The organism is Brevibacterium pigmentatum, assembly GCF_011617465.1.
Lineage (GTDB): Bacteria > Actinomycetota > Actinomycetes > Actinomycetales > Brevibacteriaceae > Brevibacterium > Brevibacterium pigmentatum.
Genome location: NZ_CP050153.1, coordinates 1,147,722 through 1,170,383, shown reverse-complemented (window position 1 = coordinate 1,170,383; position 22,662 = coordinate 1,147,722). Strand labels below are relative to the sequence as shown.

Sequence of the window (22,662 nt, the reverse complement as noted above, 5' to 3'; positions counted from 1 at the left end):
CTTAGACCTTTTGTTGGTTATCTTTCATTCCGGCGATCATGTTCTTGATCACCGGGGCGACCGGAATTCGGAGATTACTCTCCGCCGCGCACCTTTTGGATGATCTCCTCGGCAACAGCCTTCGGGACCTCCGCATAGCTGGAGAAAGTCATCGAGTACACCGCACGGCCCTGGGTCTTCGACCGCAGATCACCGATGTAACCGAACATCTCCGAGAGCGGGACCACAGCCTTGACGACCTTCACACCGGAAGCATCGTCCATCGACTGAATCTGTCCACGCCGGGAATTCAGGTCGCCGATGACGTCACCCATGTATTCCTCAGGGGTACGCACCTCGACGTCCATGACCGGTTCGAGAAGAACCGGATTCGCCCGCTGGACGGCCTCCTTGAAGACCATCGAACCGGCGATCTTGAATGCCATCTCCGAAGAGTCGACATCGTGGTAGGCACCATCGACCAGAGTGGCCTTGACACCGACCATGGGGTAACCGGCCAGGGCACCGAGCTGCATGGCGTCCTGGATGCCGGCGTCGACGCTCGGAATGTACTCGCGCGGAACACGTCCGCCCGTGATGGCATTCTCGAACTCATAAATCGTATCGCCTTCGACCTCGAGAGGCTCGAAGGTGACCTGGACCTTCGCGAACTGTCCCGATCCACCCGTCTGCTTCTTGTGGGTGTAGTCGTACTTCTCGACAGTGCGACGGATGGTCTCACGGTAGGCGACCTGCGGCTTGCCGACGTTCGCCTCGACCTTGAACTCGCGACGCATCCGGTCGACGAGGATGTCGAGGTGCAGCTCGCCCATTCCGCGGATGACTGTCTGACCGGTCTCCTCGTCAAGCTCGACCTGGTAGGTCGGGTCTTCCTTGACGAACTTCTGGATGGCCGACGACAGCTTCTCCTGGTCGCTCTTGGTCTTCGGCTCGATGGCCACGGAGATCACAGGCTCCGGGAAGGTCATCGATTCGAGAGCGATCGGGTTGGCCGGGTCGCTGAGCGTGTCGCCCGTCGTGGTCTCCTTGAGACCGATGAAGGCGTAGATATGGCCGGCGAAGGCCTCTTCGACAGGGTTCTCCTTGTTGGAGTGCATCTGGAAGAGCTTGCCGACGCGCTCCTTCTTGCCCGACGAGGTGTTGAGCACCTGATCGCCGGACTTCACGTGACCGGAGTACACGCGCACATAGGTCAGCGATCCGAAGAACGGGTGCGAGGCGACCTTGAAGGCCAGAGCCGAGAACGGCTCCTCCGTCGAAGGCTTGCGGGTCAGCTCCTCTTCGTCGTTGCTCGGGTTGTGTCCGATCATCGGAGGCACATCGAGCGGTGAGGGGAGGTAGTCGATGACCGCGTTGAGCATGGGCTGCACGCCCTTGTTCTTGTACGCGGAACCGCACATGACCGGGAAAGCCTCGGACTTGATGACGAGTTCACGGATGCCGGCCTTGATGTCAGCGGTCGTGAGCTCTTCGCCCTCGAGGTACTTCTCCATGAGCTCCTCCGAGCTCTCGGCGACGTCCTCGACGAGCTGCGCACGGTACTGAACAGCCTTGTCCTTGAGACCCTCGGGGATCTCGATCTCGGTGATGTCCTGACCCATCTTGGTCTCGTCGGGCCAGATGTAGGCCGTCATCTCGAGCAGGTCGACGACACCGGCGAATTCGCTTTCGGCACCGATGGGCAGCTGGATGACCAGCGGCTTCGCGCCGAGGCGCTCCTTGATGGTGTCGACGGTGAAGTAGAAGTCAGCACCGAGCTTGTCCATCTTGTTGACGAAGCAGACACGCGGAACGTCGTACTTGTCGGCCTGACGCCACACGGTCTCCGACTGGGGCTCAACGCCCTCCTTGCCGTCGAACACGGCAACGGCACCGTCGAGGACGCGCAACGAACGCTCGACCTCGACCGTGAAGTCAACGTGACCGGGGGTGTCGATGATGTTGATCTGGTTGTTGTCCCAGTAGCAGGTCGTCGCGGCCGACGTGATCGTGATGCCGCGCTCCTTCTCCTGGTCCATCCAGTCCATGGTGCCGGCGCCGTCGTGGGTCTCGCCCATCTTGTAGTTCACGCCGGTGTAGAAGAGGATGCGTTCGGTCGTAGTGGTCTTACCGGCATCGATGTGGGCCATGATGCCGATATTACGGACCTTGTTCAGGTCGCTGAGCACGTCAAGTGCCACGGTGTCTCTCTCTCAATCGATGATTTGCTCGACTCCCCTGTGTCGCCGGACGGCAGTACTCGCGGACGAGGTCCGCCGACCGGCGCACAGGGCAGGCGATTACCAGCGGTAGTGGGCGAAGGCCTTGTTGGACTCGGCCATCTTGTGGGTGTCCTCGCGGCGCTTGACTGCTGCACCGAGGCCGTTGCCGGCATCGAGGATCTCATTCATGAGGCGTTCGGTCATGGTCTTCTCACGGCGCTGGCGGGAGTATCCCACGAGCCACCGCAGAGCCAGGGTGGTCGAACGAGCCGGACGAACATCAATCGGCACCTGGTAGGTCGCACCGCCGACACGGCGGGAGCGGACCTCGAGCGACGGACGGATGTTGTCGAGAGCCTTCTTCAGGTTGACAACGGGATCGTTGCCGTTCTTCTCGCGGGTGCCTTCGAGGGCACCGTAGACGATACGCTCTGCGGTCGAGCGCTTGCCGTCGAGCAGGATCTTGTTGATCAGCTGCGTGACGAGCGGTGAGCTGAAGACCGGGTCAACGACGATCGGTCGCTTGGGTGCAGGACCTTTACGTGGCATTACTTCTTCTCCCTCTTCGCACCGTATTTGCTGCGGGCCTGCTGGCGACCCTTGACGCCCTGGGTGTCGAGCGAACCGCGGACGATCCGGTAGCGAACACCGGGCAGATCCTTGACGCGGCCACCGCGCACGAGCACGATCGAGTGCTCCTGCAGGTTGTGTCCCTCGCCCGGGATGTAGGCGGTCACCTCGATCTGGCTCGAAAGCTTGACACGAGCGACCTTGCGAAGAGCCGAGTTCGGCTTCTTGGGGGTAGTGGTGTACACACGGGTGCACACTCCACGACGCTGCGGGCTGCCCTTGAGGGCAGGAGCGTCCGATCCTGCTGTATTGACATGCCGTCCCTTGCGGACGAGCTGTTGGATTGTCGGCACTAAGCGTTCTCCATTTGCTTCTCGATAGACCTAATTCCCAATGTCGGCCACGACCGCAGTCGTCTCTGTGAACCGTGGGACATATCCGACCGGACACCGGGTGAAGCTCGGCTCCCGATGCCAGTAACCACGCGAGTCGTCGGCCCCTGCGCCCGGGTGTGTCGCAAGGACACGGAAGCGCAACGACGACTTCTCGGCGGCCTGCATCGCCGACTTCTCTCAGGGATTCCGGGCCTCACAGAACACCCGGCAGGATCGATCGACGACGCAGTAAACACAATCAGTCGCCTACCAGAATATCTCTCTCGAGCACGTCTGGTCAAAATGGCGATCATCCATCGTACCGCGCCCCGCCGCGGAAATCACGCGGCACCGCCCATGCCCGAGGAACCACCCGTCTCACCTCGGGCGACGCGCACCCGAGGCGGGCCCCGCAACCGCCGTCGGATCGCAGCGGCCACGCAATCGCAGTTCCGGCGGCTCGGGTCGGCCGCCTCGGCGAGGGTTCACCGAATCTTTCCTTGACTCATTCAAAAGAAGCAGGCATTCTGGTGCTGTGAACGGGACGAAGCATGAACACGACGAAGACGCTGCCGCTGCTCTGCGGCAGACGTCGCTGCGTGTGACGAAACAGCGGGTCGCAGTGCTCGATGCCGTGCGGGACCATCCGCATGCCGACACCGACACCGTGATCCGTTCCGTCCGCGAATCGCTGCCGACGGTCTCACACCAGGCCGTCTACGATTCGCTCCACACTCTCACCGAGGTGGGGCTCGTCCGCTGCATCCAGCCTTCGGGCTCTGTGGCTCGGTACGAGCGTCGCATCGGGGACAACCATCACCATATGGTGTGCCGATCGTGCAGTCTCATCGTCGATGTCGACTGCACTGTCGGACAGGCGCCGTGCCTGACTCCGTCTTACGATGCCGGCTTCATCATCGAACATGCCGAAGTGACGTTCTGGGGCCTGTGCCCCGACTGCGCGGCCGCCGGTGCTCAGCCGACCGGCGGCGATCAGTTCTCGGCCGTGTGATTCCCGGCTTCCGTTCACCACCACCCGTCTTCTCCCGAGGACACGACTATGCCCTTTCTGCGAGGGTTGCCCATCCCGTCATCCGAGTCGTCGAATGCGACTCGACTGTGAAAGGACCACGATGACCCAGACGACCACCGGCGGCTGCCCGGTCGCCCACACTTCCACGGAGCCGTCGACGGCGCCGGATTCCGACCAGCTGGTCAACCCCGTCCAGGGTGATGCCAACGCTCAGTGGTGGCCCAACCGCCTCAACCTCAAGATCCTTGCCAAGGGTCAGCCGGCACGTGACCCCATGGATCCCGACTTCGACTACGACGCGGAGTTCAACAGCCTCGACTACTATCAGCTCAAGGCCGACATCGAAGCCCTGCAGAAGGACAACCAGGGCTGGTGGTCCGCTGACTTCGGACACTATGGTCCGTTCATGATCCGCATGGCCTGGCACTCGGCCGGCACCTACCGTGTGCAGGACGGCCGCGGAGGCGGCGGCGAAGGTCAGCAGCGCTTCGCTCCGCTGAACTCCTGGCCCGACAACGTCTCGCTCGACAAGGCCCGCCGCCTGCTGTGGCCGGTGAAGAAGAAGTACGGCAAGAAGATCTCCTGGGCAGACCTCTTCATCCTCGCCGGAAACGTCGCACTCGAGTCGATGGGCTTCAAGACCTTCGGCTTCGCCGGCGGTCGCAAGGACGTCTGGGAACCCGACAACGACGTGTACTGGGGCTCCGAGAGCGAGTGGCTGGGCACCGACAAGCGCTACGTGGGCAACCGCGAGCTGCAGAAGCCCCTGGCTGCGACCACCATGGGACTCATCTACGTCAACCCCGAAGGCCCCGAAGGCGAGCCCGATCCGCTCAAGGCCGCGATCGACATCCGCGAGACCTTCGGACGGATGGCCATGAACGACGAGGAGACCGTCGCTCTCATCGCCGGTGGACACACCTTCGGCAAGACGCACGGTGCCGGCCCCGAATCGCACAAGGGCGCCGATCCGGAGGCCGCCCCGCTCGAAGAGCAGGGCCTGGGCTGGAAGTCCGACTTCGGCACGGGACAGGGCAACGACTCGATCGGCTCGGGCATCGAGGTCACCTGGACCTACCACCCGACCCGGTGGGACAACGAGTTCTTCCACATCCTCTTCGCCTACGAGTGGGAGGTCTTCGAGAACGAGGGCGGTCACCTGCAGTGGCGTCCCAAGGACGGCGGCGGGGACGACATGGTCCCGATGGCCCAGGGCGACGGACGCCGCGAGCCCCGCATGCTCACCACCGACCTGTCGCTGCGCTTCGATCCCATCTACGAGAAGATCTCCCGCCGCTTCAAGGACGACCAGAAGGCATTCGAGGACGCCTTCGCCCGCGCCTGGTTCAAACTCACCCACCGCGATATGGGCCCGGCGACCCGTTACCTCGGCCCCGAGGCTCCGACCGAGGAGCTCATCTGGCAGGACCCGGTCCCGGCCGGCACCCCGCTCGATGACGCCGGCCTCGAAGCCGTCAAGGCCGCTGTCCGTGAGTCCGGTCTGACCGTCTCGCAGCTCGTATCGACGACCTGGGCCGCCGCGTCGTCCCACCGCGTCTCGGATATGCGCGGCGGAGTGAACGGCGGTCGTCTGCGCCTCGAACCGCAGCGCAGCTGGGAGGCCAACGAGCCTGCCAAGCTCGCCGAGGTGCTCCCGGTACTCGAGGGCATCGCCGAGTCCACCGGAGCATCGTTTGCCGATGTGCTGGCGATCGCCGGTGCCGTCGGCATTGAGTCCGCTGCCGCTGCGGCCGGTCACCCGGTTACGGTTCCGGTCTCCACGGGTCGCGGCGACGCCACCCAGGAGCAGACCGATGTCGACTCGTTCAGCTACCTCGAGCCGACCCACGACGGCTTCCGGAACTACCTCACCGAGGGCCTTCCGCTCAAGGCCGAGTACCTCCTGCTCGACAAGGCCAGCCTGCTGGGTCTGACCCCGCCCGAGCTCACGGTCCTCATCGGCGGACTCCGCGTCCTCGGCGTGAACTACGAGGACTCCGAGCTCGGTGTCTTCACCGACCGGCCCGGAGAGCTGACGAACGACTTCTTCGTCAATCTGCTCGAGCTCGGCAACGTCTGGAAGCCCGTCGGGCCGTCCGAGACCGCCAACGTCTACGAGTGCTACTCCCCCGAGGGCGAGAAGCTGTGGACCGGCAGCCGAATCGACCTGCTGTTCGGCGCGAACTCCGAGCTACGCGCGATCGCCGAAGTCTACGGCTCCGACGACGCGAACGGAAAGTTCGTCGCCGACTTCGTCAAGGCCTGGACGAAGCTCGTCGAAGCCGACCGCTTCGACCTCAAGCGCTGATCCAGCGACGGTCGCCGAGGTGACCGACGCGTCAGGATGACGATGCCCCCACCGATCGGTGGGGGCATCGTCATTGCTGCGCTGATATCAGCAGCGTTCACTCGTCCCGGTTGAGCACGGCGAATCCGGTGAAGATCTGGTCGAAGTGCGTGACGGCTGCGTTCTCGATCGTCGTCTCGTCGGTGCGTGCGGAGGTGGTGTCAGCGCTCGCGTCCGATCCGTCGGAGTCGGAGGCGCTGCCGTCCGAGCTGGATCCATCGGAGCTGGACCCGTCGGAGGAGTCCCCGGAGTCGGTGCTGCCGTTCTGGTTTCCCGGCATTCCGTTGGACTGTCCGCCGGGCATGCCTCCGCCGTCGGACTGTCCGCCGCCGTCCTGAGCACCGCCCTGTTGGCCGCCCATTCCGCCGGGTCCGTTCTGGCCTCCCGGGCCCTGGCTCGTTCCCGAATCATTCGACGCTGTTGCCGCCGATACCCCGATCGCTCCCCCGGCGAGACCGCCGACGACGAACAGGGCCGAACCGGCGAGCACCGCCGGGACGAGCGGGACTCTCCGCTTCTGCTTCCGCGGTCCTGCGGTGCTGCCGAACGGTGTACTCTGCGCAGACTGTTCGTAGGGGTTCACCCACGGCCGCGGTCCGGCCGAACTCTCCGGCTGTGGAACGGCTGCCGAGCGATTGGTTCGGTCGGACCATCCGTTCGCACTGCCCTGGACGGTCGGATCCGATTGCATTACCCAGCTGGGGCCGGCGTGGGGGTCTGTCGCGCCCTGGACATTCCCCTGGGACTCGCATGGCTTTCCGTGCGGTGCATCGCCTCGCATGTCCCTCTGCGCGGCGGTGCTGGCCGCGGGGTCCGCAGCCGTTGTGGGGTCCGGGGATGGCGTCGTACTCCCCGCGCTGTCGTGGTCCCGGGTGGCGTCGCGGTCGGGGTTGTGGTTCTCGGTCATGGAATCTCCTCTGGTTGTCAGTGATTCCACTTTCGGTCCCTGCGCTGTAGCCCTTCCCAGTCGTGCCTGTGACCAGCCTGTGCGATTCGGCTCAGGCAACGGGCAGGCGCAGTTCGAAGGTCGTCCCTGCCTCCGTGCTCGACATCGAAATGCTGCCGTGCATGAGATCGACGAGACCCGAGGCGATCGCCAGCCCCAGCCCGGAGGAACCTCCCTTGGCTCCGTCCTGCCGTGCCCGCGAGGGATCCCCACGCACGAAGCGGTCGAAGACTCGGTCTCGAATCTCTGGCGGAATGCCCTGACCGTCGTCACTGATGCGGATCGACACGACGTCGCTCGGCAGCTGCCCCGACACCGGTTTACGCATCGCCTGCGCCTCGACGTGCACGGTGGTGCCCGGGGGCGTATGCACGCAGGCGTTCGTGAGCACGATCGACACGACCCGACGGACCTGGTCAGCCGCTCCGCGCACCTCGAGGGCCTCCGGTGGCACGTCGAGGGAGATCCTGTGGTCGGGATTGACCACATGGGCATCCTCGACGAGTTCGACGAGCAGGGAAGAGACGTCGACGGTGTCCTCCCTCGTCGGCTGACGACCGGCCTCGAGTCGGGCGAGGAGAAGGAGATCATCGACGAGGGAGGACATCCGCATCGCTCCGGAATCGATCTTGCCCAAGGAGGTGGTCACCTCGTCGGGCAGATCATCACGGTACGGACGGGTGAGGTCGGCCCAGCCGCGGATCGTCGCGATCGGCGTGCGCAGCTCGTGGGAGGCATCGGCGACGAAGCGGCGCATCTGCTCCGTGCCCCGGTAGCGCTCGTCGAGGGCGGTCCCGACATGGTCGAGCATCCGATTGACCGCGGCCCCGACATCGCCGACCTCGGTGCCGGGAATCGCGAGTTCCGGCGGTACGCGCAGCGCGAGCTCGGGCTTTCCGGCACTGAGCTCGAGGTCCGTGACCTCACGCGCGGTGCGGGCGACGTCCCTGAGATCACGCAGCTGGCGGTGGATGATCACGGCCATGAGACCGGCGGTGATGAGGACGCCGATGAGAACGACGACCGAGGTCGTCCATGCGGTACGATCCAACGCGGCATCGACGCTGCCCTGTGGAACCCCGTAGACGGTCCTCGTTCCGTTTTCTTCGAAGGACACGACTCGATAGACGCCGAAGCCGGGCACACGCACGGATTCGTGGCTGGCCTCGCTGGTCCCGGGCTCGACCGACAGCAGAGCCTCGATCGCATCCGACGACAGAGACCGGGGACGGTTCAGCCCGGCCTCGGCGATGAGCCCCTCTCCCCCGCCGCCGGAGTCGACGACGGCGAGCGCGCCGTCACCGACTCCCGGCTGGAAGAGGAAACGCAGAGCCGAGTCGACCGCCGACGTCGATTCGGTGCCAGGGCCCGCGCCCGGACCCGAACCAGGTCCACCGCTGCGCGCATGCGAGGCCATCGACGTCAGCTGCTCGTCGAGGTCGGACATCAGAGAGGTGCGCACACTCACCCACGAGGCTGCGCCGATTCCGGCACCGACGAGCAGAAGCACGAGGCCGGCGAGGACGATGAGCCTCGTCTGCAGCCGCCACCGCCGCAGTCTCACTGTTCCGCCCGCAGGATGTAGCCCGCCCCGCGCTTCGTGTGGAAGAGGTTCGGCAGGTGCGGGAACGGCGCGTCGATCTTCTTCCGCAGGTAGGACACGTAGAGTTCGACGATGTTTCCGTTGCCGCCGAAGTCGTAGTCCCAGACTCGGTCGAGGACCTGCGCCTTCGACAGGACCGCCCGAGGATTGCGCATGAACAGAAGCAGCACCTCGAATTCACGGGCGGTGAGTTCGATCGGCTGGCCGGCACGGGTGACTTCATGCGAACGCTCGTCGAGTTCGAGGTCGCCGACGCGCAGCACATCCTCGTCGTCAGCCGGTCCCGCCGGGACGCTGCGCCGCAGCCGAGCTTCGATCCGTGCGATGACCTCGTCGAGGTTGAACGGCTTCGTCACATAGTCGTCCCCGCCGAGGCGGAGGCCGGTGAGGCGGTCATCGACCTCATCCCTTGCGGAGAGGAAGACCACCGGGGTGTCGATGCCCTCTCCCCTGACCTTCTCGATGACGGCGAAACCGTCGAGGTCGGGCAGCATCACGTCGAGGACGATCGCGTCGAAGTGCTCGCTGCGGGCCAGCGCCACTGCCTCACGTCCCGTACCGACCCCCTCGGCCTCCCACCCGCGAACCCTGCAGGCCATGACGAGGAGCTCGGCGAGGTTCGCTTCGTCGTCGACGATGAGGATTCGTGCCGGCGGGTTCTCTGGCGGAGTCATAGATCGATTATCCCCTCAACCTGCGCTGAGATCGTAGAGCGAAACGGAGTCGACGGTCGTCGCCTCATAGTTCGACTCGACCCAGCTCGCGATCTGAGACGAGGCGGAGTCCGAGTCCCCTCCGCCGGGGCCCTGACCACCGCCGGAACCCGATCCGATGTAGTAGTGGATCTTGCCTTCGGACACGAGCTGCTTGAACTCGGCGAGGGTCGGCGAAGGATCGGTGCCGTTGAAGCCGCCGATCGCCATCACGGGTTCTTCGAGCGAGAGCTGGTATCCCGCTGCCTGGTTCGCTCCCGTCGTCGCAGCCACCCAGGTATAGTCCGAAGCATCCTGCTCGAGCAGCTGTGTGAGTTCGTCCGAGGGGTCGGAGGCGCCCAGCAGACCGCCCATTCCGCCTCCGCCGCCGGCGCCGCCGGGCATCCCACCGGTGCCGCCCCTGCCGGCTTCGGAATTGCCTGCCCCGCCGGGCGTGCCATCCGTGCCGCCGCCCGGCCCGGCTCCTCCGCCGGGCATTCCGCCACCGCCGGGTCCGCCGCCCATGCCCGAGCTCGTGCCGGCGATCGTGACGATCGATCCCTGCGTCGTCCCGGCGATCGTGCGCACGGCCAGCTGAGCCGGAATCGCGGCGCTGCCGAGAACGGCCAGCGCGACGAGCAACGAGGCGAGCGCCGTGCCGATTTGCCGGTGCGCGGTGACGATGAGAACCAGAGCGCCGAGGATCGAGACGATGAGCACGCACCAGCGCAGGATGCCCGGAATCCCGGTCATCTCCGAGCTGATGGTGAACTGCCACGCCCCGGTAAGCGCCCAAGCCACTGCCAGCAGCAAACGCGGGAGGAATCCGTCACGAGCGAGCAGCACGGCGACGGCGAGGCCGATGACGGCGGCGATCGCGGGAATGAGCGCGACCGTGTAGTACTCGTGGACGATCCCGTTCATATTCGACAGCACGAGCCACGTGACGATCAGCCACGCACCCCACATGAGCAGTCCCGCACCGAGGCTGCCGGTGCCGTTTGCGCCGGACGCGCGGACCGCCCGGTCGTCGTCGGCGACGGCATTCGGCTTCCGTGTCCGGCTCGGAGCGCTCCCGACCGTGACGGACCGGTCCGTGTCTGTAGGGACACGGCGACGACGGGCCGCCTCGGCGAGGATGAGGAGAACGATCGTGACGGCCAGCAGGAACAGGGCGGTGGGCAGGAACCACGAGACCTGCTGGCCGAAGCTGCCGGTGAACAGCCGGGTGATGCCTGTTTCGCCCCATCCGCTGCCCTGACCGCCGCCTCCGCCGCCGACCGACCCGGTCTCATTGCCGGTCAGCCGCCCGAACCCGTTGTAGCCGAAGGTGAGTTCGAGGAACGAATTCGACTGCGAACCTCCGACATAAGGGCGGGAGCCCGCGGGAGTGAGCTCGACGAGGGCGATCCACCATCCCGCGCTGAGCACCATCGAGGCGATCGGAACGAGCAGCCACAGCAGGCGGCGTGGCCAGGAGGTGCGCGCGAAGAGCACCCATGCCACAGCGAGACCGGGGACGATGAGGAGGACCTGGAACTGTTTGGTCAGGAACCCCAAGCCGAGGCAGACCCCGGCGAGGACGAGCCAAAGTGCCACCGTGCGTGCGGATCCGCGGGCACCGGTCTCGGCCGAATTAACGCCGCGGCGCCCGTGCACCGCCCGCAGGGCATGCTGGGTCGCCACGACCGCGCTGATCATCAGGGTCACGAGCAGCGCGTCCGGATTGTTGAACCGGAACATCAGCGCCGCTACCGGGGAGACCGCGAAGATCACGCCGGCCACCAGCGCGGCAGCCTTCTCGAGGCGCGATCCGACGTGGGATCTCAGGCTCAGTCGCACCGAATGGACGATGAGGAGTACGCTCACCCCAGCCAGGAGCACCTGCGGCAGGAGCATCGAGAGCGAGGAGAAGCCGAAGACGCGAGCGCTCAGCGCCATGAGCCACAGAGCGGCCGGGGGTTTGTCGACGGTGATCGCGTTCGCCGAGTCGAGCGAGCCGAAGAGGAAGGCTTCCCAATTCTCCGAACCGGCTTGGACAGCCGCCGCGTAGAAGAAGTTCGCCCACCCGTTGGCGCTGAGGTTGACGAGGTAGGCGGCGATCGTGCCGAGAGTGAGGACGGTGAGTGTGATCGGATACCAGTATCGCCTCATGCCGAGACCTCCTGACGGGTTCGGCGTGCGAACACCCATGTGCGCATGAGTGCGAAACGGACCACAGTCGCGGCGAGGTTGGCCACCGTGAGCACGGCGAGTGTCCCGAGACTCGCCCACGCGCCGGTGAAGCTCTCGGCCACAGCCAGCCCTGCCGAGGTGAAAGCCAGGCACAAGCCGAAGGCCGCCAGTCCCTTGAGCTGGGAGGTCAGGCGTCGGTGCGGGGACCGGACTCCGAAGGTGTGACTGCGGTTGAGCGCCGTATTGGCCACCGTCGACAAGAGCAGGGCGATGACGTTCGCCGCGGCGGCGGAGGCGACCTGCGAGCTGAAGAGGAAGATCGTCGCGTAGAGGACGGTGCTGATGAGTCCGACGTCGATGAAGTGGAGGATCTGGGCTCCGGTGTTCGGTGCCGGCGGCTCGGTCGAAGCCGGGACCCGGCCGCCACGGCGCAGACGCACGATGCCCTTGATGTCCTTCCACGCCGTGCTGACCACATCGACTGAGGAATCCGGGTCGTCGAATTAGTCGGTGTCGAACTCGTGGATGCGGTACCCCGCCCACTCGGCGCGAGCGAGCAGCTCCGTGTCGAAGAACCACTCGTTGTCCTTTACCTGCGGAAGCAACTCCTGTGCCGCACGGTTCGACATCGCTTTGAAGCCGCATTGGGCGTCACTGAACCCGACTCCGAGGCTGAGCTTGAGCAGTCGGTTGTAGCAGCGGGAGATGATCTCGCGTCTGATGCCGCGTTCGATCTCGAGACCCGGATGCAGCCGCGACGCGATGGCGACATCAGCCAGTCCCGAACGGATCACCTCGACCATCGGTTCGAGGACTCGGATGTCGGTGGCGAGATCGACGTCCGTATAAGCGACGATATCCGCTGTCGACGCCTGCCACACCCGGGACAGTGCGCGCCCGCGTCCTTTCTGCTCGAGCCGCACGTATTCGACGTTCGGGTGTTCGGCCGCCAGGGTCGCGGCGATGATGGGAGTCTTATCGGTGCTCGCATTGTCGGCGATGATGATCGTGACGTCGATCCCGGGTCCGGTGCCGGCGGCGAGGAGCGTCTCGACCGAGGAGGTCAGGGTCGCCTCCTCGTCATAGACCGGGACGACGAGGTCGACGGTCGTCGTGGATCGGAGGGACGGGGACCCTGGGTGCGCTGCGGGCTGGCTCCCGGCGCTGCTCTCGTATTTCATGGGGACCACGTTCGCGTCCCCGCCTAGGGCCAGCATCGGTCGCAGCTGTGGCCCGGCTGTGGACATGACGTGACAGACCGCCCTGTCCGGCCGCCTTGGCGAAAGGCCGAGTCCGTGCGGGTGACTCCCGCTACACTGGGGGCCATGGCCGATGATGACTCCTCTCCCCCGAAGCGCAGGATCCGTGCCTCCGACAAGGACCGTGACGAGGTCCTCTCCGTGATCACGGAGGCGGTGACGAACGGACGTCTCGACCCCGAGGAGACCGCGCAGCGTCAGGACGACGCCATCTCCGCGAAGTTCCTCGACGACCTCATGCCGCTCATCGACGATCTGCCGGAAGGCCACCGACTCCACCAGAGGCTCGCCCGGCAGACCGGACACGGGCAGGACGCCGGTCCGGGATCGGCCCTGCAGCGACAAGGTTCGACCGAGCTCAGCCCGGCCGCCGACCCGGGGTCCGCCCCTCCCGCGAACTCAGTGGCCATCTTGTCCGGTCGTGAGCTCGACGTGGCTCCCGGCACCGCGCAGGTCACCACCTATGCGCTCATGGGCGGAGACAATATCGACCTCTGCGCGGTCATGGGCCCCGGAGTGACGGTCGAATTGACCTCCTACTCGATGTGGGGCGGCAACGACATCTACGTCCCGCCGGGCGTCCGCGTCCGTGACGAGACGATCAACATCATGGCGGGCAATGAGGTCCGTCAGTCTGCGCGTGGAGACGGATCGAACGGCACCGTCGTCCTCAAGGGCTTCTCACTCATGGCCGGACACGATGTCCATCTGGCAAAAGGCTACCGAGCAAAGGATCAGGGTCAACTGGAATGAAGATCGGTGTACTGACTTCGGGCGGAGACTGCCCGGGACTCAATGCTGTCATCCGTGGCATCGTCCGCAAGGGAATCCGCACGCACAACGCCTCGTTCATCGGCATCCGCGACGGCTGGCGAGGTCTGCTCGACGACGACATGTTCGATATGACGATGCTCGATGTGCGCGGCCTCTCCGGCCGTGGCGGCACCATCCTCGGCACCTCCCGCACTCACCCCTATGAGGACGGCGGTCCCGAGCGCATGCGCGAAGTCATGGCCTCCCACGGAATCGATTCGCTCATCGCCATCGGCGGCGAAGGCACCCTCGCGGGGGCGTCGCGTCTGGTCAACGAGGAGGGTCTGCACATCGTGGGCGTGCCGAAGACCATCGACAACGACCTCGGCAACACCGACTACACCTTCGGCTTCGACACCGCCCAGTCCATCGCCACGGAAGCGATCGACCGCCTGCGCACCACAGCCGAATCCCATCACCGCTGCATGGTCATCGAGGTCATGGGACGCAACGTCGGCTGGATCGCCCTCCACGCAGGAATGGCGGCCGGCGCCCATGCGATCCTCATGCCCGAGTTCCCTGTCTCATTCGACCAGATCGCCGAATGGGTGACCTCGGCGAAGGATCGCGGGCGTGCCCCCATCGTCGTCGTCGCCGAGGGCTTCGTTCCCGAGGGCTTCGACTCTCAGGTCGCCGACCACGGCGTGGACAACCACGGCCGAGTCCGCCTCGGCGGAATCGCGAACTACCTGGCCCCGAAGATCGAAGAGATCACCGGAATCGAATCCCGCGCCACGATCCTCGGGCACCTGCAGCGAGGCGGCTCCCCCACCGCGTACGACCGTGTGCTGTCCACCCGCTTGGGAATGGCGGCAGTCGACCTCGCCCAGCACGGGCATTGGGGGGAGATGGCCAGCCTCAAGGGCACGGACATCGTCTCCGTGGAGATGTCCTCGGCCGTGCACAGTCTCAAGTCGGTGCCGCTTCATCGCTGGGAAGAGGCGCAGGTGCTCTTCGGCTGAGGGAACGCACCTTCGCCGAGAAACGGGTGGAGTGTCGAGACACGTGGGTGCACGCACGTGTCTCGACACTCCACCCGTTTCTCGGCGAAGGGAGGCTCCGTGCGCCCGTGTTTCGACAGTCCACCCGTTTCTCGATGTCTGAGTGAATGACAGGAGGGGCACCCACCAAATGGTGGGTGCCCCTCCTGTCTGCCTTACGGCTGACGGATCAGCGGATCAGCTGAACGCTCCGTAGTCGTAGTCCTCCAGCGGGATGGCGGAACCGGAATCGGCTCCGATGCCCGCGTAGAAGTCGCCGTAGCTGTTCGTGAACATCTCGGCCTTGGCCTCTTCGGTCGGCTCCACCACGAGGTTGCGGTGGGTCTGCAGGCCGGTGCCGGCAGGGATGAGTTTACCGAGGATGACGTTCTCCTTCAGGCCCATGAGCGTATCGGACTTGCCTTCCATGGCCGCCTCGGTAAGGACGCGGGTGGTCTCCTGGAAGGATGCGGCCGACAGCCACGACTCGGTGGCCAGCGAAGCCTTCGTGATGCCCATCAGCTCGTCACGAGCCGATGCCGGCTGGCCGCCTTCGGCGACCACACGACGGTTCTCCGCCTGGTAGCGGCCGCGGTCGACGAGCTCACCGGGCAGCAGGTTCGTGTCGCCCGATTCGATCACGGTCACGCGACGCAGCATCTGCCGCACGATGACCTCGATGTGCTTGTCGTGGATGCCCACACCCTGCGACCGGTAGACCTTCTGGACTTCCTCGACGAGGAAGCGCTCGGCCTCACGGCGACCGCGGATGCGCAGCACCTGCTTCGGATCGACGGCACCGACGATGAGCTGCTCGCCGGCCTTGACGTGCTGGCCGTCTTCGACCATGAGACGGGCGCGCTTGGAGACTGCGTGCTCGATCTCATCGCTGCCGTCATCGGGGGTGATGATGACGAAGCGGGTCTTGCGGCTGTCGTCGATCTTGGCCCGTCCGGTCGCCTCGGCGATGGGGGCGAAGCCCTTCGGCGTGCGAGCTTCGAAGAGCTCGGTCACACGCGGCAGACCCTGCGTGATATCGCCGGTCGATGCGGCGGCACCACCGGTGTGGAACGTACGCATCGTCAGCTGGGTACCGGGCTCACCGATCGACTGGGCAGCGACGGTGCCGATGGCCTCGCCGATGTCGACGAGCTGACCGGTCGCCATCGAGCGACCGTAGTGCTCGGCGGAGATCTGCGCATCGGAATCGGCAGTCAGCACGGAGTGGACCTTGAGCTCTTCGATGCCGTTGGCCACAAGCATGTCCACCACGGCGCCGGTGACATCGGACTTCGCCGGCAGGAGCACATTGCCCTCGGCGTCGGTGACGTCGGATACGGTGAGACGACCGTAGACGGTGGTCTCGGCGTACTCGTGCGGAACCAGGTTGCCCTCGTGATCGCGTTCGGCGATCGGCAGGGTGATGCCCTTGTTCGACTCGGCCTCTGCCGCGCGGATGATGACATCCTGCGAGACGTCGACGAGACGACGGGTCAGGTAACCGGAGTCAGCGGTACGCAGAGCGGTATCGGCCAGGCCCTTACGTGCACCGTGCGAGGCGATGAAGTACTCGAGCACTGCGAGTCCCTCACGGTAGTTCGACACGATCGGACGCGGAATGATCTCACCCTGCGGGTTCGTCACCAGACCACGCATACCGGCCAGCTGACGCACCTGCATCCAGTTACCGGATGCACCGGACTCCACCAGACGCAGCACCGAGTTCTCCTCGGGGAAGTTCGTGCGCATGATCTGGTCGACCTTCTCGGTCGTCTCGGTCCACAGCTTGACGAGCTCGTTGCGGCGCTCGTCATCGGTCAGGGCACCGAGTTCGTACTGCTGCTGAACCTTCGTGTCGATGACTTCGGCGTTGTCGATGATCTCGGTCTTCGCCTCGGGTGAGACGACGTCCGACATCGCAATGGTGATGCCCGAGCGGGTGGCCCAGTAGAAGCCGCCGGCCTTGAAGTTGTCCAGCGTCTGTGCGACCTCGACCTTCGGGTACTCCTCGGCGAGGTGGTTGACGATCCGGCTCAGTGCCTTCTTGTCGATCGTCGAGTTCACGAACGCATAGTCGGCAGGCAGGTACTCGTTGAACGTCGCGCGACCCAGAGTGGTCTGCACGTCGAGCGGGTCGCCGGCCTCCCAGCCTTCGGGAAGCTCCATGTCGCCGTTGGGAACGACGTCATCGAGGCGGATGGTGATCGGCGAACCGAGGTCGAGCTCTCCGCGGTCGAAGGCCATGATGGCTTCGCCCATTCCGGAGAATGCGCGTCCCTCGCCGGGCAGTCCCTTGCGCTCGGAGGTGAGGTGGAACAGACCGATGATCATATCCTGCGAAGGCATGGTCACGGGCTTGCCGTCCGAGGGCTTGAGGATGTTGTTGGCCGAGAGCATGAGGATGCGGGCCTCGGCCTGCGCCTCGGGGCTCAGCGGCAGGTGCACGGCCATCTGGTCACCGTCGAAGTCAGCGTTGAACGCCGAGCAGACGAGGGGGTGCAGCTGGATGGCCTTACCCTCGATGAGCTGCGGCTCGAACGCCTGGATGCCCAGACGGTGCAGGGTCGGTGCGCGGTTGAGCAGCACGGGGTGTTCGGTGATGACCTCTTCGAGGACATCCCACACCTGCGGGTGCTGACGCTCGACCATGCGCTTGGCCGACTTGATGTTCTGAGCGTGGTTGAGATCGACCAGGCGCTTCATCACGAAGGGCTTGAACAGCTCCAGGGCCATGGTCTTGGGCAGACCGCACTGGTGCAGGTGCAGCTGCGGACCGACAACGATGACCGAACGGCCCGAGTAGTCCACACGCTTACCGAGCAGGTTCTGACGGAAACGTCCCTGCTTGCCCTTGAGCATGTCCGACAGCGACTTCAGCGGGCGGTTGCCCGGTCCGGTCACCGGACGTCCGCGACGTCCGTTGTCGAACAGCGAGTCCACAGCCTCCTGCAGCATCCGCTTCTCGTTGTTGACGATGATCTCGGGAGCACCGAGGTCGAGCAGACGCTTGAGGCGGTTGTTGCGGTTGATGACGCGACGGTAGAGGTCGTTGAGGTCCGAGGTCGCGAAGCGTCCACCATCGAGCTGCACCATCGGGCGCAGCTCCGGCGGGATCACCGGCACAACGTCGAGGACCATGCCCTCGGGGTTGTTGTCGGTGGTCAGGAACGCGTTGACGACCTTGAGGCGCTTGAGCGCACGGGTCTTGCGCTGTCCCTTGCCGGTGGCGATGAGCTCACGCAGCTTCTCGGCTTCGCCTTCGAGGTCGAAGTCGATAAGGCGCTTCTGGATGGCCTCGGCCCCCATAGCACCGGTGAAGTACAGGCCGAAGCGGTGGAACATCTCGCGGTACAGGCTCTCGTCACCTTCGAGGTCGTTGACCTTGAGGTTCTTGAACCGGTCCCACACCTGCTCGATACGGTCGACCTCGCGGTCGGCGTTCTTGCGCAGCTTGTCCATTTCCTTCTCGGCGGTGTCGCGCAGCTTCTTCTTGGCCTGGGCGGTTCCGCCTTCGGCCTCGAGCGCGGCGAGATCCTCTTCGAGCTTCTTGGCACGACGGTCGATGTCGGCGTCACGGCGGGTGCCGATCTGCTGCTTCTCGACGTCGATCTTGTTCTGCAGGCTGGGCAGATCACGGTGACGGGAATCCTCGTCGACCGAGGTGATCATGTAGGCCGCGAAGTAGATGACCTTCTCGAGGTCCTTCGGAGCCAGATCCAGCAGGTAGCCCAAACGTGAGGGCACACCCTTGAAGTACCAGATGTGGGTCACAGGAGCGGCGAGCTCGAGGTGGCCCATGCGCTCACGACGCACCTTGGCACGGGTCACCTCGACGCCGCAGCGTTCGCAGATGATGCCCTTGAACCGGACTCGCTTGTACTTTCCGCAGGCGCACTCCCAGTCGCGGGTGGGGCCGAAGATCTTCTCGCAGAAGAGTCCGTCCTTCTCCGGCTTCAGGGTGCGGTAGTTGATGGTCTCAGGCTTTTTCACCTCACCGTGTGACCAGCCGCGGATGTTCTCCGTGGTGGCAAGACCGATGCGCAGTTCATCAAAGAAATTGACGTCAGGCACGTAAATCCTCTTTCCTGGCGATGAACGAATCGTTCATCAAAACGTTGTGTCGGTTGAAGTGGAAGTCCTCAGACTTCTTCTACGGTCTGTGCTTCGCGGCGGGAGAGGTCGATGCCGAGTTCCTCGGCGGCGCGGTAGACCTCGTCCTCCGACTCGCCCATCTCGACATGGCCTCCGTCGGAAGACAGAACTTCGACGTTGAGGCACAGGGACTGCATCTCCTTGATGAGGACCTTGAACGATTCCGGGATTCCCGGATCGGGCAGGTTCTCACCCTTGACGATGGCTTCGTAGACCTTCACACGGCCCGGGATGTCATCGGACTTGATCGTCAGAAGCTCCTGCAGGGTGTAGGCGGCGCCGTAGGCCTCGAGGGCCCAGACTTCCATCTCACCGAAGCGCTGACCACCGAACTGCGCCTTACCACCGAGCGGCTGCTGGGTGATCATCGAGTACGGTCCGGTCGAACGCGCGTGGATCTTGTCGTCGACGAGGTGGTGGAGCTTGAGCATGTACATGTAGCCGACCGAGATCGGGTACGGGAACGGCTCACCGGAGCGACCGTCGAACAGCTGGGCCTTGCCCGAGGAGTCGATGAGGCGGTCCCCATCGCGGTTCGGGGTCGTCGAATCCAGCAGTCCGCGCAGCTCCTGCTCGTGCGCACCGTCGAAGACCGGGGTGGCCAGGTTGGTGCCGGCCTCGGCTTCGCGAGCGGCCTCGGGCAGCTCGGCGGCCCACTCGGGGTTGCCCTCGATCTTCCAGCCCTGCTTCGAGATCCATCCGAGGTGGACTTCGAAGACCTGGCCGATGTTCATACGACGGGGAACACCGTGCGGGTTGAGGATGACGTCGACGGGGGTGCCGTCGGCGAGGAACGGCATGTCCTCGACCGGCAGGATCGTCGAGATGACGCCCTTGTTTCCGTGACGGCCGGCCATCTTGTCACCGATGGTGATCTTGCGGCGCTGGGCCACATAGACGCGGACCATCTGGTTGACGCCGGGCGAGAGCTCGTCGTCGTCCTCACGGTCGAAGACGCGCACACCGATGACGGTGCCGATCTCGCCGTGGGGAACGCGCAGCGAGGTGTCGCGGACCTCACGGGACTTCTCACCGAAGATGGCGCGCAGCAGGCGCTCTTCCGGTGTCAGCTCGGTCTCACCCTTCGGGGTGACCTTGCCGACGAGGATGTCGCCGTCGGTGACCTCGGCGCCGATGCGGATGATTCCGCGATCGTCGAGGTCGGCCAGGGCGTCGGGCGAGATGTTCGGGATGTCCCGAGTGATCTCTTCGGCACCGAGCTTGGTGTCGCGCGCATCGACTTCGTGCTCTTCGATGTGGATCGAGGAGAGCACATCGTCCTGGACGAGGCGCTGGGAGAGGATGATCGCATCCTCGTAGTTGTAGCCTTCCCAGGACATGAACGCCACGAGGAGGTTCTTGCCCAGAGCCATCTCACCGTTCTCGGTGGACGGACCGTCGGCGAGGACGGTGCCGGCTTCGACACGGTCGCCTTCGTCGACGAGGATGCGCTGGTTGTACGAGGTGCCGTGGTTCGAACGCTTGAACTTCGCAGCCTTGTAGGTCAGCTGGGTTCCGTCGTCGGCGAGCACCGTGACGAAGTCGGCAGAGACCTCGGTGATGACACCGGACTTCTCAGCGGTGATGACATCGCCGGCGTCGACGGCGGCACGGTATTCCATGCCGGTGCCCACGACCGGGGATTCGGCCATCACCAGCGGCACGGCCTGACGCTGCATGTTCGCACCCATGAGGGCGCGGTTGGCATCGTCGTGCTCGAGGAACGGAATCAGAGCCGAAGCCACCGACACCATCTGGCGAGCGGAGACGTCCATGAAGTCGATCTGGTCGTGCTGGACCAGTTCGGCTTCACCGCCGCCGCCCTTCGGACGGGCCAGGACCTCGACCTCAGCGAAACGCTGGTCTTCGGTCAGCGGCGCGTTGGCCTGGGCGATGTTGAACTCGAGTTCGTCATCGGCGGTCAGGTACTGCGTCTCATCGGTCACGACACCGTCGACGACCTTGCGGTAAGGCGTCTCGATGAAACCGAAGGGGTTGATGCGGGCGTAGGACGCCAGCGAACCGATCAGACCGATGTTCGGACCTTCGGGGGTCTCGATCGGGCACATGCGGCCGTAGTGCGAGGGGTGCACGTCACGGACTTCCATGGCGGCACGGTCACGCGAGAGACCGCCCGGTCCCAGTGCGGAGAGGCGGCGCTTGTGGGTCAGACCCGCGAGCGGGTTGTTCTGATCCATGAACTGCGAGAGCTGCGAGGTGCCGAAGAACTCCTTGATCGCAGCCACCACGGGGCGGATGTTGATCAGGGTCTGCGGGGTGATCGCTTCGACGTCCTGGGTGGTCATGCGCTCACGTACGACGCGCTCCATCCGGGACAGGCCGGTGCGGATCTGGTTCTCGATGAGCTCGCCGACGGCGCGGATGCGACGGTTGCCGAAGTGATCGATGTCATCGAGCTTGACGCTGATCTCAGCCTCTTCACCGTCGCGGGTGCCCTTGGCCGTGTCCACTCCGGCGTGCAGCGACACGAGGTAGCGGATGGTGGCGACGACGTCTTCGGTGGAGAGCACCGAGTCCGACAGCGGGGCTTCGACGCCGAGCTTGCGGTTGACCTTGTAGCGGCCGACCTTGGCCAGGTCGTAGCGCTTCGGGTTGAAGTAGAGGTTGTTGAGCAGGTTGCGGGCGGCCTCAGCGGTCGCGGGCTCTGCCGGACGCAGCTTCTTGTAGATATCGAGCAGCGCTTCGTCCTGCGTGGTCACGGTGTCCTTGGCCATCGTCTCGCGGATCGATTCGAACTCGCCGAACTCTTCGAGGATCTTCGCTTCGGACCAGCCGAGGGCCTTGAGCAGAACGGTCACGGACTGCTTGCGCTTGCGGTCGAGGCGAACGCCGACCTGGTCGCGCTTGTCGACCTCGAACTCCAGCCAGGCACCGCGGGAGGGGATGATCTTCGCTGTGAAGATGTCCTTGTCCGTGGTCTTGTCGACGCTGGATTCGAAGTAGGCGCCGGGCGAACGCACAAGCTGGGAGACGACGACGCGCTCGGTGCCGTTGACGATGAACGTGCCCTTGTCGGTCATAAGGGGGAAGTCACCCATGAACACGGTCTGGCTCTTGATCTCGCCCGTGTTGTTGTTCATGAACTCGGCAGTGACGTACAGCGGCGCCGAGTAGGTCATATCGCGTTCCTTGCACTCGTCGATCGAGTACTTGGGAGCTTCGAACCGGTGCTCGCGGAACGACAGCGACATGGATCCGCCGAAGTCTTCGATCGGCGAGATCTCTTCGAAGATGTCTTCGAGTCCCGAGGTGGTTGCGACGGAGTCGTCCCCGACCTCGATGGCTTCGGCGACGCGGTCCTGCCACGCCTCCGATCCGATCAGCCAGTCGAAGCTGTCCGTCTGCAGACCGAGCAGATCGGGAACCTCGAGGGGCTCGCGAATCTTCGCGAAGGAAATTCTCTTGGGGGGATTAGCGGTCCTGGTGTTGTCGTTGGCGGCGGCCAATTGGTTCCTTCCGAGTGCTTCACCATCTGATACTTCGTCTGCCCACTCGC

General features: G+C 64.8%; 15 protein-coding genes. 4 read left to right on the top strand and 11 right to left on the bottom strand.

Features of this window, described 5'->3' with window-relative positions; all coding sequences use genetic code 11:
- Positions 1-74: 74 nt before the first annotated feature.
- The 3 genes from fusA to rpsL form a co-directional block, all read right to left on the bottom strand.
- Positions 75-2,180, bottom strand: a complete 2,106-nt coding sequence (gene fusA / locus GUY30_RS05170) for an elongation factor G (RefSeq protein WP_167194665.1) — start codon at positions 2,178-2,180, stop codon at positions 75-77.
- A 99-nt stretch (positions 2,181-2,279) separates the two neighbouring features.
- The gene (rpsG, locus tag GUY30_RS05165; RefSeq protein WP_039206341.1) at positions 2,280-2,750 is read right to left on the bottom strand and encodes a 30S ribosomal protein S7; all 471 of its coding nucleotides are present in this window, start codon (positions 2,748-2,750) and stop codon (positions 2,280-2,282) included.
- Entirely contained in the window at positions 2,750-3,124 is a 375-nt protein-coding gene (rpsL, locus tag GUY30_RS05160; RefSeq protein ID WP_025777935.1) for a 30S ribosomal protein S12, read from the bottom strand. The genes rpsG and rpsL overlap by 1 nt, the downstream gene beginning before the upstream one ends.
- A gap of 556 nt (positions 3,125-3,680) precedes the next feature.
- Here rpsL and GUY30_RS05155 point away from each other — a divergent pair.
- Positions 3,681-4,157, top strand: a complete 477-nt coding sequence (locus tag GUY30_RS05155; protein ID WP_167194662.1) for a Fur family transcriptional regulator — start codon at positions 3,681-3,683, stop codon at positions 4,155-4,157.
- A 121-nt stretch (positions 4,158-4,278) separates the two neighbouring features.
- Entirely contained in the window at positions 4,279-6,486 is a 2,208-nt protein-coding gene (gene katG, locus GUY30_RS05150) for a catalase/peroxidase HPI (RefSeq protein ID WP_167194659.1), read from the top strand.
- A 97-nt stretch (positions 6,487-6,583) separates the two neighbouring features.
- Here katG and GUY30_RS05145 read toward each other — a convergent pair whose 3' ends face one another.
- From GUY30_RS05145 to GUY30_RS17750, 6 genes are all read right to left on the bottom strand, one after another.
- Entirely contained in the window at positions 6,584-7,108 is a 525-nt protein-coding gene (locus tag GUY30_RS05145) for a hypothetical protein (RefSeq protein ID WP_167194656.1), read from the bottom strand.
- A gap of 415 nt (positions 7,109-7,523) precedes the next feature.
- Entirely contained in the window at positions 7,524-9,035 is a 1,512-nt protein-coding gene (locus GUY30_RS05140) for a sensor histidine kinase (protein ID WP_167194653.1), read from the bottom strand.
- The gene (locus GUY30_RS05135; RefSeq protein ID WP_167194650.1) at positions 9,032-9,748 is read right to left on the bottom strand and encodes a response regulator transcription factor; all 717 of its coding nucleotides are present in this window, start codon (positions 9,746-9,748) and stop codon (positions 9,032-9,034) included. The genes GUY30_RS05140 and GUY30_RS05135 overlap by 4 nt, the downstream gene beginning before the upstream one ends.
- A gap of 15 nt (positions 9,749-9,763) precedes the next feature.
- Positions 9,764-11,920, bottom strand: coding sequence for an ArnT family glycosyltransferase (locus GUY30_RS17760; protein WP_228281702.1), 2,157 nt, complete (start codon positions 11,918-11,920; stop codon positions 9,764-9,766).
- Positions 11,917-12,417 carry a GtrA family protein gene (locus tag GUY30_RS17755; RefSeq protein WP_208091487.1) on the bottom strand — a complete coding sequence of 167 codons (501 nt, stop codon included), beginning with the start codon at positions 12,415-12,417 and terminating at the stop codon, positions 11,917-11,919. The genes GUY30_RS17760 and GUY30_RS17755 overlap by 4 nt, the downstream gene beginning before the upstream one ends.
- A 27-nt stretch (positions 12,418-12,444) precedes the next feature.
- The gene (locus GUY30_RS17750; protein ID WP_208091486.1) at positions 12,445-13,122 is read right to left on the bottom strand and encodes a glycosyltransferase; all 678 of its coding nucleotides are present in this window, start codon (positions 13,120-13,122) and stop codon (positions 12,445-12,447) included.
- Between the two features lie 144 nt (positions 13,123-13,266).
- On the opposite strand from GUY30_RS17750, the gene GUY30_RS05120 reads away from it, so the two are divergent.
- Positions 13,267-13,953, top strand: coding sequence for a DUF1707 SHOCT-like domain-containing protein (locus GUY30_RS05120; protein WP_167194648.1), 687 nt, complete (start codon positions 13,267-13,269; stop codon positions 13,951-13,953).
- Positions 13,950-14,975 carry an ATP-dependent 6-phosphofructokinase gene (locus tag GUY30_RS05115; RefSeq protein WP_167194645.1) on the top strand — a complete coding sequence of 342 codons (1,026 nt, stop codon included), beginning with the start codon at positions 13,950-13,952 and terminating at the stop codon, positions 14,973-14,975. Before GUY30_RS05120 ends, GUY30_RS05115 begins: the two co-directional genes overlap by 4 nt.
- A gap of 216 nt (positions 14,976-15,191) precedes the next feature.
- On the opposite strand, the gene GUY30_RS05110 is transcribed toward GUY30_RS05115, so the two are convergent.
- Positions 15,192-19,064 carry a DNA-directed RNA polymerase subunit beta' gene (locus GUY30_RS05110; RefSeq protein WP_167194642.1) on the bottom strand — a complete coding sequence of 1,291 codons (3,873 nt, stop codon included), beginning with the start codon at positions 19,062-19,064 and terminating at the stop codon, positions 15,192-15,194.
- A gap of 68 nt (positions 19,065-19,132) precedes the next feature.
- Entirely contained in the window at positions 19,133-22,612 is a 3,480-nt protein-coding gene (gene rpoB / locus GUY30_RS05105) for a DNA-directed RNA polymerase subunit beta (RefSeq protein ID WP_167194639.1), read from the bottom strand.
- Positions 22,613-22,662 lie beyond the last annotated feature (50 nt).